This is a genomic window from Natronoarchaeum sp. GCM10025703 (assembly GCF_042661985.1).
Lineage (GTDB): Archaea > Halobacteriota > Halobacteria > Halobacteriales > Natronoarchaeaceae > Natranaeroarchaeum.
In genome coordinates, this window is record NZ_JBHSZF010000001.1 from 1,083,736 (window position 1) to 1,098,791 (window position 15,056).

General features: G+C 54.3%; 16 protein-coding genes and 3 pseudogenes. 16 read left to right on the forward strand and 3 right to left on the reverse strand.

The features are described from left to right. Positions 1–240 precede the first annotated feature (240 nt). The 3 genes and pseudogenes from ACFQH2_RS06125 to ACFQH2_RS06135 all read left to right on the forward strand — a co-directional run bounded on the left by ACFQH2_RS06125 (position 241) and on the right by ACFQH2_RS06135 (position 2,668). Complete coding sequence (locus ACFQH2_RS06125) at positions 241–672, forward strand: VanZ family protein (protein WP_377051896.1); 432 nt, start codon at positions 241–243, stop codon at positions 670–672. 95 nt (positions 673–767) lie between these two features. Further along, a pseudogene (gene aglF, locus ACFQH2_RS06130) lies at positions 768–1,515 on the forward strand (UTP--glucose-1-phosphate uridylyltransferase AglF). A gap of 232 nt (positions 1,516–1,747) precedes the next feature. Continuing rightward, on the forward strand, positions 1,748–2,668 hold the full coding sequence (locus ACFQH2_RS06135) for an NAD-dependent epimerase/dehydratase family protein (RefSeq protein WP_377051900.1): 921 nt from the start codon (positions 1,748–1,750) through the stop codon (positions 2,666–2,668). Between the two features lie 192 nt (positions 2,669–2,860). On the opposite strand, the gene ACFQH2_RS06140 is transcribed toward ACFQH2_RS06135, so the two are convergent. Continuing rightward, positions 2,861–3,823 carry an NAD-dependent epimerase/dehydratase family protein gene (locus tag ACFQH2_RS06140; RefSeq protein WP_377051902.1) on the reverse strand — a complete coding sequence of 321 codons (963 nt, stop codon included), beginning with the start codon at positions 3,821–3,823 and terminating at the stop codon, positions 2,861–2,863. Between the two features lie 377 nt (positions 3,824–4,200). Next, positions 4,201–4,401, reverse strand: a complete 201-nt coding sequence (locus tag ACFQH2_RS06145) for an ATP-binding cassette domain-containing protein (RefSeq protein WP_377057016.1) — start codon at positions 4,399–4,401, stop codon at positions 4,201–4,203. On the opposite strand from ACFQH2_RS06145, the gene ACFQH2_RS06150 reads away from it, so the two are divergent. Further along, positions 4,348–4,569, forward strand: a complete 222-nt coding sequence (locus ACFQH2_RS06150) for a hypothetical protein (RefSeq protein ID WP_377076553.1) — start codon at positions 4,348–4,350, stop codon at positions 4,567–4,569. The two genes, ACFQH2_RS06145 and ACFQH2_RS06150, sit on opposite strands and share 54 nt — an antisense overlap. A gap of 172 nt (positions 4,570–4,741) precedes the next feature. Here the strand turns inward: ACFQH2_RS06150 and ACFQH2_RS06155 are convergent, their stop codons facing one another. Then, entirely contained in the window at positions 4,742–5,644 is a 903-nt protein-coding gene (locus tag ACFQH2_RS06155) for an NAD-dependent epimerase/dehydratase family protein (RefSeq protein WP_377076554.1), read from the reverse strand. 248 nt (positions 5,645–5,892) lie between these two features. Here ACFQH2_RS06155 and ACFQH2_RS06160 point away from each other — a divergent pair. From ACFQH2_RS06160 to ACFQH2_RS06215, 12 genes and pseudogenes are all read left to right on the forward strand, one after another. Further along, positions 5,893–6,242: pseudogene (locus ACFQH2_RS06160) on the forward strand (sugar phosphate nucleotidyltransferase); the annotation flags it as partial. Positions 6,243–6,388: 146 nt separating this feature from the next. Further along, positions 6,389–6,580 carry a glycosyltransferase gene (locus ACFQH2_RS06165; protein WP_377076555.1) on the forward strand — a complete coding sequence of 64 codons (192 nt, stop codon included), beginning with the start codon at positions 6,389–6,391 and terminating at the stop codon, positions 6,578–6,580. Beyond that, complete coding sequence (locus ACFQH2_RS06170; RefSeq protein ID WP_377076972.1) at positions 6,576–7,436, forward strand: glycosyltransferase; 861 nt, start codon at positions 6,576–6,578, stop codon at positions 7,434–7,436. The genes ACFQH2_RS06165 and ACFQH2_RS06170 overlap by 5 nt, the downstream gene beginning before the upstream one ends. Positions 7,437–7,869: 433 nt before the next feature. Then, positions 7,870–8,487, forward strand: a complete 618-nt coding sequence (locus tag ACFQH2_RS06175; RefSeq protein WP_377076556.1) for a glycosyltransferase family 4 protein — start codon at positions 7,870–7,872, stop codon at positions 8,485–8,487. 80 nt (positions 8,488–8,567) lie between these two features. Then, positions 8,568–9,389, forward strand: a complete 822-nt coding sequence (locus ACFQH2_RS06180) for a hypothetical protein (protein ID WP_377051910.1) — start codon at positions 8,568–8,570, stop codon at positions 9,387–9,389. 1 nt (position 9,390) lies between these two features. After that, on the forward strand, positions 9,391–9,711 hold the full coding sequence (locus ACFQH2_RS06185; RefSeq protein ID WP_377051912.1) for a class I SAM-dependent methyltransferase: 321 nt from the start codon (positions 9,391–9,393) through the stop codon (positions 9,709–9,711). Between the two features lie 8 nt (positions 9,712–9,719). Continuing rightward, positions 9,720–10,388: a hypothetical protein gene (locus ACFQH2_RS06190; protein ID WP_377076557.1), complete on the forward strand. Its 669-nt coding sequence runs from the start codon at positions 9,720–9,722 to the stop codon at positions 10,386–10,388. Continuing rightward, the gene (locus ACFQH2_RS06195) at positions 10,306–11,286 is read left to right on the forward strand and encodes a glycosyltransferase (RefSeq protein WP_377076558.1); all 981 of its coding nucleotides are present in this window, start codon (positions 10,306–10,308) and stop codon (positions 11,284–11,286) included. The genes ACFQH2_RS06190 and ACFQH2_RS06195 overlap by 83 nt, the downstream gene beginning before the upstream one ends. A gap of 5 nt (positions 11,287–11,291) precedes the next feature. After that, positions 11,292–12,080 carry a sulfatase-like hydrolase/transferase gene (locus tag ACFQH2_RS06200; protein ID WP_377076559.1) on the forward strand — a complete coding sequence of 263 codons (789 nt, stop codon included), beginning with the start codon at positions 11,292–11,294 and terminating at the stop codon, positions 12,078–12,080. Beyond that, positions 12,077–13,507 carry an oligosaccharide flippase family protein gene (locus tag ACFQH2_RS06205; RefSeq protein WP_377051918.1) on the forward strand — a complete coding sequence of 477 codons (1,431 nt, stop codon included), beginning with the start codon at positions 12,077–12,079 and terminating at the stop codon, positions 13,505–13,507. The genes ACFQH2_RS06200 and ACFQH2_RS06205 overlap by 4 nt, the downstream gene beginning before the upstream one ends. 131 nt (positions 13,508–13,638) lie before the next feature. Continuing rightward, positions 13,639–14,151: pseudogene (locus tag ACFQH2_RS06210) on the forward strand (sugar phosphate nucleotidyltransferase); the annotation flags it as partial. 150 nt (positions 14,152–14,301) lie between these two features. Then, the gene (locus ACFQH2_RS06215) at positions 14,302–15,039 is read left to right on the forward strand and encodes an MBL fold metallo-hydrolase (RefSeq protein WP_377051920.1); all 738 of its coding nucleotides are present in this window, start codon (positions 14,302–14,304) and stop codon (positions 15,037–15,039) included. Positions 15,040–15,056: the final 17 nt, after the last annotated feature.

The window sequence follows — 15,056 nt, forward strand, 5'->3', positions numbered from 1 at the left end:
ACAGGGTGGGACTCAAAGGGGCTGGCGGGCTCGGCGAACCCCGGCGACGGTGAGCCGAACGGCGTGAGGCGAACGTCGCGTGACGAGCGTAGCGAGTCACGCAACAAGCACTGCAGGCCGGAGGCCGAAGCGCGCAGCGAGCCGCGGGAGTCGAGCGCGCCAGGGGCTTTTGAAGTGTAAGTCACCCCAATCCGTATAAATCCGACAGCTATTTTCCCTCACTCCGACCAACACCACGGCATGGCGCTCCCACTCCCCGTCTTCCCTCGACGAGTGCGACTGCTCGCCGTCGCCATCGTCTGTGGGATCATCTTCTACTTCTCCGTACTCGTCATCCCACCCGAAACCGGCGCTCCCGACTCGCTCGAACTCCCAACCGCCCGCCACCTCCTCGCGTACTTCGTCCTCGGGCTCTCGGTCGCGTACGCACTAACTGACCGATCGCTCTCCCGGCGACGCAAGGCGCTCCTCGTCTTCGTCCTTGCGACCGCCTACGGGGCTGGGATCGAGGTCGCTCAGGGTTTTGTCCCGGAGCGGCACATGACCCTCGTCGACGGCTTCGTCAACGCGGCCGCGATCACGGCGAGTCTGGGATGGTATCTCATCGAGCCGTATTTCGATCAGGTGAAGATTCCAAAAGCCATCACGAAGCGACGACGCACCGAGCAATAACGCCGCGATCTATCTCCGAGCCCGACACCCCGAACGTATCACTGACACATGATATCATAATAAGATATTTACCGGAGTAGTAGCCTCCTATGGGTATGAAAGCAGTCGTACTCGCGGCCGGCAAGGGAACGCGCCTGCGCCCGCTCACCGACGACAAACCGAAAGGCCTCGTCGAAGTGAACGGGCGGCCGATCGTCACCCACTGTTTCTGAACGCCTCGCCGAACTCGGCGCCGAGGAGTTCGTCGTCGTCGTGGGCTATCGCAAGGAGGACATCATCGAACACTACGGCGACGAGTGGGAGGGCATTCCGATCACCTACACTCATCAGCGCGAGCAGAACGGCCTGGCCCACGCCCTGCTAACTGCCGAGGAGCATATCGACGACGACTTCATGCTCATTCTCGGCGACAACATTTTCGAGGCCAACCTCGAGGACGTCGTCCACCGGCAGAAGGAATCCCGTGCTGACGCCGCCTTCCTCGTCGAGGAAGTGCCGTGGGACGAGGCGTCCCGATATGGGGTGTGTGACACGAACAGCTACGGCGAGATTACGGATGTCGTCGAGAAGCCCGACGACCCGCCGAGCAATCTCGTGATGACCGGCTTTTACACGTTCTCACCGGCCATCTTCCACGCCTGCAAACTCGTCCAGCCGTCGAATCGCGGCGAGTACGAGATCAGCGAAGCAATCGACCTGTTGATCCAGAGTGGACGGACCATCGACGCGATCGGACTCGATGGCTGGCGCATCGACGTCGGCTACCCCGAGGATCGCGATGAAGCCGAAGAGCGACTCCAAGAGAAAAAAGAGGACGCGGCGACTGCTGAAGCGGCCGAGTAGGGAACTCGGGCGTGGACTTTCTCGGAGTGTGTGACGTTTTACGGAAGGCGAACCACGATTACACGAAACCGAATATCTACCTCAGTAGTTTACTTCGAGTGAACTACCTGTCTGATGACCCCAACTACACTGCGTTCTCACCTCACTCCAGTGATTGAATTGGAGTCGCAGGTCGATGGATCATCCGTCCTGTGACCAAAACTACCTTATCGGGCTTGCTCCAACGGAAGATATGAATCTCACAGGACAGCGGATTCTCCTCGCAGGTGGGGCAGGCTTCATTGGCTCGCATCTCGTCGCAAGATTGCTCGCTGATGGTAACAAAGTCCGTATCGCGGACGACTGTTCGAATGGCCGACGTGAGTGGGTGCCGAAAGACGCTGAGTTTATTGAGGCCGATCTTACCACCGAAGACGGCGTTGCCAAGGCGGTGACTTCCGATCTCGACCTCGTCTTTCATCTGGCCGCGCACAAGAGCGTCAACGATGAGGATCCAAAGTCGCAGTTCGCCGCAAATACGACAATGACGCATACGATCCTCGAACGCATGCGCGAAGTCGGCGTGACGAATATCGCGTTCACGTCGTCGTCGACGGTGTATGGCGAAGCACCACGTCCAACTCCGGAGGATTACGCGCCACTTGAGCCCATTAGTGTCTATGGAACGGGTAAGATAGCTGATGAAGGGCTTGTGTCGACGTACGCACATTCGCACGACTTTACGGCGTGGACGTTCCGGTTCGCAAACATCGTCGGACCACGACTGATCGGCGCAGTGATCCCCGACTTCATCGAGAAACTCCGTGAGGAGCCGGAGACGCTGACGATTCTGGGTAACGGCCTCCAGGAGAAGTCCTATATGCACATCGAGGACTGTCTCGACGCCATGATTCACGTGATCGAGAACACTGACAGCTCGCTGAACACGTATAATCTGGGAACACGGACGACGACGTCGGTGAATCGGATCGCGGATATCGTGAGTGACGAACTGGGCCTCAATCCGGAGTATGAGTATACTGGCGGCGAGCGTGGATGGACTGGTGATGTACCGAAGATGCGACTATCAATCGAGAAGCTGTCCGCACTCGGATGGGAACCTGAAATAGAGAGTAATGCGGCGGTACGTCAGGCTACAGCAGAGCTGTTATAATATAATACCGGATTATAACACGGGGTGAGCCGGCATCGTCAATCGGACGCTGGATTTACCGCGCATCAACATTCATCTGCCTGTGACCACCACGAGTCATAAATATCAGCTCTACTATATGAACGCACATAATTTGAGTTACTTTTGCGGGGCACATAGCTGGTCAGTCAGAGGACGGTATGACCAGTTCTATCAATCACCTGAATCGGCTCTGACCTGTTGGGGCTGCTCCTGAGAGCTGTTGTACTGTTGGCAAACGTTCTGGATGCCCTCTTCAAAGTCAATTTGTGGTTCCCAGCCGGTAGCTTCAGTCATCTTCGAGAAGTCAGCACAGGTATCATGGACGTACACGTCGTCTGGAATCGGGTTCTCGATGTATTCGGGCTCTACGTCGGTGCCCAGCTCGTTGTTGATCATCTCGACGACCATTTTGAAATCGTAGGTGTCGCCGGTACCGAGATTGTAGATCCCATTGAGTTCGTGTTCAGCGGCGAGTTCAAGCCCCCGCACGATATCATTGACGTGTGTGAAATCTCGCGTCTGGGTTCCGTCGCCGTACAGTACTGGCGCGTCGCCGTTCGAGATATCGTCAGCGAACTGTGCGATAACGTTCGCGTACTCACCTTTGTGCTCTTCTGCACCCCCGTAGCCCTGGTACACGGAGAAAAACCGCATCCCGGCGACGGCCATATCGTAATGGTTCGAGAAGTACTCACCGTACCGCTCGCGTGCGAGTTTCGACGCTTCGTAGCCGGTGTTTACCCCCACAGGCATGTCCTCCGGAGACGGATCGGTTCGACTCCCGTAAATCGACGAGGTCGAAGCGTAGACAACGGTCTCACAGCCGTCGTTCCGAGCTTGTTCGACTACGTTGACGAATCCTTCGACGTTGACACGCGCGCCCTTCGTCGGATCCTCCTCATGCATGGCATACGAGGAGAGTGCCGCGAGATGAAAGACGACATCCACGTCTGTTGGCAAATCCTCTTCAACGACACTTCGGTCGTGGAATTCGACCGCGTCGTCGAGATTCTCTCGCGTTCCTAAGTACTCGTCGTCTACGACCACAACATCGTTTTCCTCGGCCAGATGGTTCGCGAGATTTGATCCAATAAATCCTGCGCCACCGGTGACTAGCACGCGGTTGTTTTGCATAGTAGACGGGAATCCAAAGTAGATATAAAAAGTTGTCTGTATTAACTAATTTTGACTATCAGTTTTACATATTATATTTGTGACTCTGACACCATGTTGACACCCTCCACAGTCTGAAGACGGTGGTGGCGCGTCTTTTCAGCATAAGATGGTCAGAGTAGACCCTTTCGAGATCAAACGTTCGGCCAAAATCTAACAGTATTGAACAGTAACGTTGTTGCAAATTGGGTATTGTGGGTGCGTCGGTTACCTCTATTGACGTTTATCTAATCTATCATACCTATCTCGGCGGAGAACTCAAGAACTACCCACGATCTGTCCGTCGACGAGTCGATACTGCGTTGAAAAGCGCTCTGCAATCGCCGGATCGTGGCTGATCACGACGTGGTGGTCGTCACTATCTCCTGCGTTCCTGGAGCAGTTCGAGCACCTGCTGTGCTGTCTCCGGGGTCGAGGTGGCCGGTTGGCTCGTCCGCAAGCACGATCTCGGGCTGGTTTGCGAGTGCCCATGCGATGCCGACGAGTTGTTTCTCGCCCCAACTGAGCGCTGCTGGACGCTTGGCGGCGATGTCGGTGATGCCGAGTCGCTCGAAGAGTTCGTAGAGCCACGCCTCGTCGCGTTCGCCGGTGTGTTCCTGCGGGAGGGCCGCGTTGGCTCAAGCACTCAGGTCGGGAATCGACTGATAGTCCTGAAACACGAACTTGGTCGTATCGCGTCGAAGCCGTACCCGCCGACGCTCCGATAATCTGTTAACCCGTAGAAAGAGTGTGTCAATGAATCTCGAAATCTAGCAAGAACCGTTGCCCAGGAATGCGAGATTCAGCGAGGGCGACATATTGATCGACAAGACAATTCCTTTGGATTACCGGCCTACAGAGCTACTCAGCTATTGACTCCGGTACCACTCCGCTGTTCGCTCAAGTCCCGCTTGGAAGGAGACTGTCGGTTCGTAATCGAGATCGGCGGTCGCTTTCAGAAATGTCCGCCGACGAATGTTGGATATCGCCTGGCCGTGGGTCGGTATAGACGATCTCCGAGTCCGTATCGGTAACCGCCTGGACGTGCTCGGCCAGTTCACGGATCGTGACCGAATCGCCGGTTCCGACGTTGTATGCCTCGCCGACGACGTCGGTTGTGGCAGCCCGCAAGTTGGCCTGGACGATATCGTCGACGTAGACGAAATCCCGCGTCTGTGTGCCCTCGCCATTGACGGTGATCGGGTCGCCGCCCAATGCCTGATCGAGGAAGATGCTAATGACGCCACTGTAGTCGCCAGCCACCTGTCCCGGCCCGAAAGCGTTGAAATAGCGGAGCGCAATCGTCTCGAGGTCGTATAGCTCGTTGTAGAGGCGAGCGTAGTGGTCGACCGAGAGCTTGCCAAGACCATACGGAGACGTCGGGTCTTTGGGATCGGTTTCCGTGATCGGTACGGAATCCGGGTGGCCATAGATCGCCGCACTCGAGGCGAGCACGACGCGAGCATCCTCGGCGCGGGCAGCCTCAAGCAGTTCGAGGGTCGCCGTAGAGTTAATCTCGTGGCTCGTTAGCGGATCCTCCACTGAGCCCTGAACGCTGACGAGGGCCGCCTCGTGAAAGATCACGTCGACGCCGTCGGTGGCACGGGCGAGTGCCTCATCGTCTCGGATATCGCCTTCAATGAATGTCGCACTGTCAGGTACGTGTGCTCGGTCGCCAGTTGTTAGATTATCGAGTACCCGAACGTCGTTCTCTGCAACAAGTGCATTCGCGAGATGGCTTCCGATGAATCCGGCTCCACCTGTAACAAGAATCGTTTGATCTGTCAGCCGATCAGCGGTCATACGCACGAGTGCTTATCGAAAACACATAGATCTGCGCATGTGAACATCGAACCGGACTGATCTGCTAGAGGAGAATGACTTGAGCGAGACTGCTATCTATATATCATTTAATTAGTTTCGGTATCAGTAGAGGCTCCCTCTTCGGGTCCGTATATCGATTTCGTGAATCGCTCTGATGGATTCGGATCGAATCGTTTTTATTAGCCACCACAACCAAACAGACAATATACTTTATAACTATTGTGACCATACCGTGGGACGAGGCCTCCCGCTACTGCGTCTGTGATACGAACAGCTACGACGAGATTACGGACGTTGCCGAGAAGCCTGACGACCCGCCAAGCAATCTCGTGATGACTGGCTTCCATATGTTTCGCCGTCGATCTTCCACGCCTGCACGCTCGTCCAGCCGTCGAATCGCGGCGAGTACGGGATCAGCGAGGCGATCGACCTGCTGATCCAGTCGGGCCGCACCATCGATGCGATCGGCCTCGATGGCTGGCGCATCGACGTCGGCTATCCCGAGGACCGCGACGAAGCCGAAGAGCGGCTCCAGAACAAAGCAGAGGATCCGGCGACCGCTGAAGCATCCGAATAATCCGGCTACAGTCCTTATCGATGACTCGTCGATGCGACTCGCCGAAGTGAACGGCCGACTGATCGCCACTCACAAAGACGTGATCGAATCGAGTCCATAACGAGCGAGATAATAACATACCTGTACTCTGCCCAGTAAGTCCACGTATGAACACCGGGGTGAGTGTTATTCTCCCGACGCTCAACGAAGCCGATCAGGTCGCAACTGCGCTCGAAAGTCTTGCTAATCAAACATACGACGAATTCGAGGTCGTTGTTGTTGACGACGGCTCTGATGACGGCACAATCGAGGTCGTGAGACAGTTCAGAATCGGCGGTTCCAGACCTCACGATTATTGAACGAGACACAGCAACGGGTCTCCCAAGCGCACTCAATACCGGAGTCACTGAAGCGAAATACGATCTGCTTGCTCGACAGGATGCAGACGATCGATCAATGCCACCCCGACTCGAACGACAAGTAGCCTATCTGAACAGAAATCCAGAAACAGCCCTGGTTGGCTCTGGTGCGTATCTCACGGACTCGGATGGGTCTCTGCGTAGTGTTCGACACGTCCGGATCAAACCATCGAAAGACCAGTTATTGGACTCGAGTCCCTTTATTCACGGTTCAGTGATGTTTAGACGAGATCCATTTGAAACAGTTGGGGGATACAGTGAACAGTTCCCGACCGCAGAAGACCTCGAGCTATGGGCTCGGCTTGCTGTGAAGTACCCACTCCGGAATATCGATGAACCGCTCTATGTACTGCAAATGAATCCTGACAGTGTCTATGCAACTGAGATGTACCGGACAAAGCTCTATGGAAAATATGGAGTCATTCGGACACTCACAGACCGTTGTCCAGACGATTTCGACGATAAAGTCGAGGCAGACGGAATCAGTGCTATTGAAGAGCTCTTAACACCGGAGGAGTTGCAGACTCTCAGAGTCACGACTGCCCAAGAGCTTCTGCGGTATGGCGACCGGGCCACCTCTCTCAGCCATAGTGGCGCGGCACTACGCACAAACCCATTCGATAGTATGTCCTGGGGAACAGTCGGATTGGCAGTTGCACCGACAGCACTGGTAACCAAGATTATTGAGTGCTACCGTACGAAACTCAATCGAGACATTATTAAAGAGAACTGGCGGACCAAGATCGAGGACCAAGCAATTCCATCGGGCGGAGAGCACACCTTCAAACGGCAGTAGATCAATTCAGTCATAATGACTCCAGCACGCGTTGGGATCTGGGAGCCAAACATAGATGATAACGGTGCCCCGGAGCGGTGTCTTCGACACACAATACGTGCCCTCGAAAAGCAGGATGTCGAAGTGATTCATGGATCCTCGGAGCCTGTTACAACTGAATTTGACCACGTTACGGCCAAGAACGCCAACGCATTCGTGAAACAATCCGGCGTTGAGGTCGTGCACTGGAACAAGACAATGGATACAACCGTTCCCAAACGACTGTCAGTCCCGACTGTTCTCACCTATCATGGTGATATTCAGTGGGAGATCCCTGCCCTGAATTACGGTGCGCATCCGTACCTCAACAGCATCAAAGAGCGCCTCGTTGATCTGGCCAAGCTCTGGCAGTACGATGCCGTGTGTTTCGTTTCTGAACGATCTCAAACAACGCATGCTGCGGCGATTCTCGCCGTTGCTAAGCAACGTCGAAGTGACGCACAATGCACCAGCGCCGCGTTTCGCTCCCGACACGAGCACGAACCACCTTTCAGCGCAGTTCGTCGAGGAGCCGTACATTTTCCATCTAAGTGCCTACTCGCGCCGGAAGAACCCTGAAAATCTCCTCAAAGGGTATGCAGCATCAACCCAACAACATGATCTCGTAATTGGCGGTGGGGGATGGGAGCACATGCATGATCGTGTGTCTGAACTTGGGATCGAAGACAAGGTTCACTTCCTTGGGTACGTCCCGAACGAGCACCTCCCCCAGCTCTACACGAATGCGGAACTGTTCTTGTTCCCCTCGTATCACGAGTGCTTCGGACTACCGCCGCTCGAATCGATGGCGTGTGGAACGCCACCAGTCGTGTCTGATGCCTATTCGCTTCCGGAGGTTGTTGACGACGCTGGGTTCTACTGCCAACCAAACGATCACACGTCTATTGCAGACGCGATTGATAGAGCCGTCGAGAACACCCAAACAAAAAAACCTATACAACGTGCGGCAACATTCACTTGGGAATCCACAGCCACCCAACTCATCAAAATTTATACCAGACTATGTCATTAACAGACTTTATCAGTAAGTCGAAAGCTCGCTATCGCGAACAGGGCGCATCAGTACTCCCAGCGATTGGGTCGGATTTTATTATGAGCGCAACCGGGAAACTGCCGTATATTCCTGAATACGGGACGAATGTCTTTTCGAAAGACTGGGATGTCCTCCTGATTTTGGATGCCTGCCGATGGGATATGTATGACGAGTTCGTTGGGCGTGGCGAACCACTGTGGTCTGTCGGCAGTGCCTCTGGTGAATGGATGACGAACACATTTGCCGAGCAGTACAAGCACGAGATGGCCGAGACAGCATATGTAACCGGGAACCCGTTTTCGGAGAACCTTGCACACGAAGATGAATTCGCGTGTCTCGACGAACTCTGGAAAACACACTGGGATTCTGAACGCGGAACGATCCCGCCCCGGCCCATCACAGATTATGCTATTAAACGCCACCGAGAAGGGCACGACCGGACGATAGCGCACTACATGCAACCACATTACCCGTTCATAGCGAGTGAAGAAACAGGTGGCGAGATGACCTGGGAGATCATCGATGATGAGGCTTTTTCTGAGGACTCGCTGGCCCTGTGGGATCAGTTCCTCTATGGGGTTCGAGATGACATTGAGACGGTCAGAGAAGCCTACGAAGCCAATCTCCGACACGTGTGGAACGACGTCGAAATAGTTCTGGACAATGTCGACGGAACTGTTGCCATCACGGCTGACCACGGGAATGCGCTCGGCGAGTACGGGTTCTGGGGACACAAGCCAGGGATTGTCCATCCGAAAATGCGTCGAGTGCCGTGGGATATCCAACAAGCGACAGACACGGGATCTCACCAGCCCGAGATAGAGACACGCACTATCTCACAGGACAGAGAAGACCAACTCAAAGAATTGGGGTACATGTAACGTGAATCAAACTGATAAGAAATCGGGCTGGATTGTCCCTGACAGGCTCACCGACAGATGGGAGGTGACAGAAGGGAAAAGTCAACGGAAGTTACCAGGGGTGCTCGCTGACGCTGGTGACATAGATCTGTTTTTGCATGACTCTGAACATTCGCTTACATGCATGGTATTTACATACGAACTTGCGTGGGAGTACCTCAACACAGCTGGTATGCTCCTCTCTGATGACACGTACTGGAATTCTGCATTTACCGACGTTACAGATGTTCGTGCAGACACATTTGGTAACATGACTGAGTATGGCCGTTATGCAATAAAATGAATGCAGTTATGCTCTATCAGGGCGCTAACCCACATCCAGCACACGAAACATTCGGTGACAGCATTGCTTGTGATTACCTTCACTTCGAACAGGGTATCTCACCCGATGCGAAGCCATCCGATCAAGGGTCGCTTACAAAACGCATCAAAACGGGCTTCGCAGCCAGAACGTACGATATTGTGATTGCAGAAGGCTCGGCACCGCTCCAAACCGCACTCGTCACAGGAACACTCTCACCGGCTACAACAACCATCTATCTCGGCGCTGACCGCACCTTCCAAACACTTCCCGACAGACACTCACACTACTTCTGGCAGGCGGTCAAACCACTTTCTTCTCAGGCGCTTGATGGGATTATTTCCGTCAGTAAGCTTGTCGCCTCCTGGACACACCCATACATCACCGCAGACACGCACATAGTCCGTCCACCAATCAGCGACGCAAAATACCCCGGGCTTCAGGAACTGCCGGTCAACAGTGATGGTGAACACCTCCTGTGTGTCGGCAGACCATCACCATCGAAGAGGTTCAGCGTCCTCACCGACATCCTCGATACCCGTCCAGATGCGACAGCAACAGTTCTTGGCGCCGGACATGACAGCATGGGATACGCTTCCCACGACAGAATTACCACCCCCGGTTTCGTGCCGATCGCGGACTTCGTTACACACTTCTGAAAAAGCGGATCTGTTCTTGCAACCGTCTCTCGGAGATGCATTCCCTGTTGCTGTCCTCGAAGCGATGCTAGCCGGACTGCCCGTTGTTGTCACAGAAACCGTTGGCGTCAAAGAGATTCTTGCTCCCGAATTCATCTCCCCAGTCACTACAAAAGGGATCGTACACACTGTCGACACTCTCCTTGAGAAGAACCCCGACTCTCGGAATAACATTGGGCATGAAAACCGAAAGGCTGTCTCCGAGCTAACCGAAGAAAACCAAGCACGACACTTCAAAAACGCCGTTCAGAAATATTGCACAATGACACGAAACGTTGCCCTCATCATCCTCGACACGGTCCGAAAAGATTATTTCGACAAACACGCCCCACGGCTAACGGCTCTCTCTGATGTCTCATTCAGTGAATGCCGCGCTGCATCGTCCTGGTCAACCCCGAGTCATGCAAGCATTATGACCGGTGAACTTCCATCGCAACACGGCGTTCATACACACAATAAATCGTTTACAACGATCGATCCGAACACCGCATTCACTGCCGAGCTCTCACACCACACGGCCTGTATTAGCGCGAACGCATTCGCCAGTACGGAATTCGGGTTCGATCAATTCTTCGACGACTTCATATCGGTTTCAACGGACAAATACTTCCCAGATGGGAAAAACATCAAATGGTGGATTCACAACCGTGAAGAGGAAGGGCTGCCCGATTTCCTGCATTCTTCAAGATGGCTCTCTCCTCAAACAGTCCACTCCAAACGATCGGGAATGGACTTGTACTCAAAGCCAGGTCGCTGTTCGAACAAGCACCAATCCCGACCCCACTTACAGAAGGTGCAGGTCGGATGTGTGCTCACGCTCGAGAGGTCCCCGACGATGAACCATTCTTTTTGTTCATGAATTTCATGGACGCACACGGCCCACTGAAGAGCATTTCAGGCTTCGATAACAGCCTGCATGACGTCCCACATACCTGGACGTCCAACGATTTCGAGAACTGGGAAATGATACTCGCCGACGAAACCGATGAGTTGTTTCAAGAACATCTCCAACACTACCGAGAGCTCTATGCCACTGCAATCGACTATCTAGATCAGAAAGTCACACAGCTCGCCACTGACCTGCAAGAAAACACCGATGACGAAACCACGGTCATTGTGACTGCCGACCACGGTGAGAATCTCGGCTACGCCGAGGAAGATCGCTTATTCAACCACACGGCATCTCTCTCGGAAGCACTCCTACACGTTCCCTGTGAGATCATTAACGCTCCATCTTGGCTCGACGCAGAATATAACGAGGTATTCTCCCATCTTGATCTTGGCGAGCTCATAACAGCAATCGCTCGAGACACACCATTTTCAGAGATGCCCCACCGGTCACATGTCCCGGCAGAGGTAATCGGAGCTGGTGTCACCAATCCTCAGCTCAATGAAAAATACTGGGACCGGCTCATCAGGGCCGTCTACACCAATCCACAGACAAAATACGTCTGGGACTCACTCGGAGACAGTTTTGTACAACATAAAACGGATGATCACTGGGAAAAAGAGGACGCTCCGATTCCACCAGAGATCCTCGCTCAATTCGAGACCGACATTCAAGAGTACAAATCCACGGTAATGGACGACGAACAGCGGGTCGACCTGGACCCTGAGACTGAGAGTCGCCTTGAAGAGCTGGGCTATCTATGACCGAGGCTGGCGATGTTAACCACCGGTGGCAAGTCATTTCTGGCAGCATCGCCCAGGTCGCCCAACTCGGTATCGGATTCCTCACAACAGTCCTCATTGCACGTCTTCTCTCCGCGGAAGTGTTCGGGCTATACTTCTTTTTGATCGCAATAATCACCATTGCAGATGGCCCGATTGTTGGATTCTGTGCCTCTGCTCGAAAGCGATTTTCTGAAACAGATGCACCCCAGAGTGAACTGCTCGGAGCAGTCTTACTCACGATATTCGCCGCGACGCTTCTATATACTACTCTTTTTATTTTCCTTGCAGACTACCTTCCAGAGTCAAACACCCAGCATCTACCCGTGATGCTAGCAATTCTATTCCCGTTCTATGTCGGATCGAATATCTTCCTGTCGCTCATTTCAGCCACTGGCAAGTCCGGTATTGAAATGTGGCTTTCCACAGCACGAAACACCATTGAAAGGGCAATTCAAATAGCGCTCATTCTCGCTGGATTCAAAATCACCGGGCTCATTACAGGAGCAATCATCGCAGCTATGCTAGCCGGTTTGGCGGCACTCTATTATCTCAATATTCGACCGACGATCCCATCGCGAGCCACGCTTCGTTCAATGTGGGAATTCGCACGGTATAGTACATTTAATGGGATTGTGAACAAAGTGGCATCCGCTTTCGATAAGCTTCTCCTCGGGTTCGTCTTTGCAACAGGTGCGGTTGGGCTCTACGAGGTGTCGCTCAAGCTCGTAATACCCGCTCTGGTCATTACGTCATCAATCACTGCCGGTCTCATGCCCCGAATCAGCAACCTTGTCAGTAGAGGAGAAGACATCACCGAACACATTTCCCGCAATACCGCGTTCACATCTATCCTTGCGATTCCGGTCTTCTTCGGGGCCCTCGTGTTCGGCGAAACACTTGTTGTTACGGTCTTCAGCTCGAAGTACGCCGGTTCTGGTGGCTTTCTCATCTGGCTTGCGTTAGCCAACATCGGACAAACCCAAGCCTCCGTTCACTCTGCGATTGTCCGAGGACTTGACCTGCCCAGAACTGAACTCAAAATCTACGCCAGTACGACACTGCTCAACGTTGTTGCTGGAATTGCACTCCTGTATCTTCTTGGCCCGATCGGAGTTGCCGTCGCAACGGCGTTTACATTTTTCACTAGATGGGGGCTTCAAGCGGTTGTTGTTAGAGAGCATGCACCTCAAGCAACGCTTCTCCCACGTCCGTTTTTCTCCCAACTGTTCGCAGGTCTCTGCATGTACGGTGTACTACTGGCACTACTCACAATGGTGCCGTTACAAAGTTGGATTAACGTCGTTCTCCTTGTTGGAGCAGGTGCGATTATCTATTCAGGCACGCTCTTTGCAGCGTCACGGACAATCCGAACAACGATGTTTAACCTACTGGAAAGGCATTATTAACTGTCCAAGTGGTCGGCGACGTGGACCTGCTGCCAGACGTCGACGTCTGGATCAAGATCCACATTTCCAGGCACAATTTTGAGTTGTTGATATGAAGTGTATGTAGATCGTTGTGGATGGCTCACATACACCACCAGCGCGAACAGAATGGCCTCGGACATCCGCTACATACCGCCGAAGAGCATATCGACGACGTCAAGTTCATTCTCGGCGACAACATCTTCGAGGCCAATCTCGACGACGTCGTCCACCGGCAGCAGGAGTCTCGCGCCGACGCCGCCTTCCTCGTCGAGGAAGTCTCATAGGATGTGGCCTCCCGGTACGGTGTCTGTGACACGAACAGCTACGGCGAGATCACCGATGTCGTCGAGAAGCCCGACGACCCGCCGAGCAATCTCGTGATGACCGGCTTTTACACCTTTTCGCCGGCCATCTTCCACGCCTGCAAGCTCGTCCAGCCGTCGAACCGCGGCGAGTACGAGATCAGCGAGGCGATCGACCTGCTGATCCAGTCCGGCCGCACCATCGACGCGATCGGTCTGGACGGCTGGTGGATCGACGTCGGCTACCCCGAGGATCGCGATGAAGCCGAAGAGCGTCTCCAGGAGAAAGAAGAGAAAGCGGCACCTGCGGAAGCCGAATAGCGGATAGAGGATCTCCTTCAATCCCCTATCTCAATTGAGTAGTACCATCTCTGAGAGGACTCAGGTTCATCGAGTGGTACCGACAGAACGAGGCCCGATAAGATCCGCTCATCCGACAATCCTGAGTAGCCGGACCGAGATACAGTCCGTATGCGCGTAACTGTCCTCGGGACTGGTGCTGCTCAGACCACAGGCGAGCGCTACCAGACCGGGATCCTGCTCGAGGCTGGTGATCGATCGTTGCTCGTCGACGCGGGCAACGGCGTCTTCCAGCGACTGGCCCAGCTGTCGCGTCCAGCAGAGACCATCGACACGGTCCTGCTCACGCACCTCCATCTCGACCACGTTGCAGATCTGTCGTCGATCGTCAAGGCGCGCGTTCTGTCTGGCCGCCCGGAGTGCACGGTCGTCGGTCCGCCCGGAACCGAATCGACGCTTCGCCAGCTCCTTGCTGTCGACGAGCTCTGGGATCGAGCCACCCTCCACGTAACCGAAATCGAGCCGGGAACGCACACCGTTGCCGGCTTCGATGTCACTGCCGTCGAGACCGACCACTCCGCGTACTGTCTGGCGTATCGCTTCGGCGACCGGTTCGTCTTCAGTGGCGATACCGAAGCCAGCCACGCCGTTGCGCGCCTGGCCGACGGCTGTCAGGTGCTACTGCACGACTGCGCGTATCCTGATTCTCATCCTGATCCATCGAACCACGCCACACCCACCTCGCTGGGACGCACGCTGTCCGAAGCAGACGCCGACCTCGACCGGCTCTATCTCACTCACCTGTATCCAGCCGCCGCCGACGCCATCGACGAGCTACGCTCAACGGTCGACTCGTTCGTCGACGCCTCGGTTCAGGTCCCATCGGATACCGATGTGTTGCTGTCCTGATCACGATTATTAATAGC

What these genes read in the sequence shown, in the direction of transcription:
- ACFQH2_RS06175 (WP_377076556.1), top strand. Translation starts at nt 7,870, where the DNA reads ATGCTGCGGCGATTCTCGCCGTTGCTAAGCAACGTCGAAGTGACGCAC.
- ACFQH2_RS06190 (WP_377076557.1), top strand. Translation starts at nt 9,720, where the DNA reads ATGCTCTATCAGGGCGCTAACCCACATCCAGCACACGAAACATTCGGT.
- ACFQH2_RS06135 (WP_377051900.1), top strand. Translation starts at nt 1,748, where the DNA reads ATGAATCTCACAGGACAGCGGATTCTCCTCGCAGGTGGGGCAGGCTTC.
- ACFQH2_RS06195 (WP_377076558.1), top strand. Translation starts at nt 10,306, where the DNA reads ATGACAGCATGGGATACGCTTCCCACGACAGAATTACCACCCCCGGTT.
- ACFQH2_RS06125 (WP_377051896.1), top strand. Translation starts at nt 241, where the DNA reads ATGGCGCTCCCACTCCCCGTCTTCCCTCGACGAGTGCGACTGCTCGCC.
- ACFQH2_RS06205 (WP_377051918.1), top strand. Translation starts at nt 12,077, where the DNA reads ATGACCGAGGCTGGCGATGTTAACCACCGGTGGCAAGTCATTTCTGGC.
- ACFQH2_RS06180 (WP_377051910.1), top strand. Translation starts at nt 8,568, where the DNA reads ATGAGCGCAACCGGGAAACTGCCGTATATTCCTGAATACGGGACGAAT.
- ACFQH2_RS06140 (WP_377051902.1), bottom strand. Translation starts at nt 3,823, where the DNA reads ATGCAAAACAACCGCGTGCTAGTCACCGGTGGCGCAGGATTTATTGGA.
- ACFQH2_RS06155 (WP_377076554.1), bottom strand. Translation starts at nt 5,644, where the DNA reads ATGACCGCTGATCGGCTGACAGATCAAACGATTCTTGTTACAGGTGGA.
- ACFQH2_RS06200 (WP_377076559.1), top strand. Translation starts at nt 11,292, where the DNA reads ATGGACGCACACGGCCCACTGAAGAGCATTTCAGGCTTCGATAACAGC.
- ACFQH2_RS06165 (WP_377076555.1), top strand. Translation starts at nt 6,389, where the DNA reads ATGAACACCGGGGTGAGTGTTATTCTCCCGACGCTCAACGAAGCCGAT.
- ACFQH2_RS06215 (WP_377051920.1), top strand. Translation starts at nt 14,302, where the DNA reads ATGCGCGTAACTGTCCTCGGGACTGGTGCTGCTCAGACCACAGGCGAG.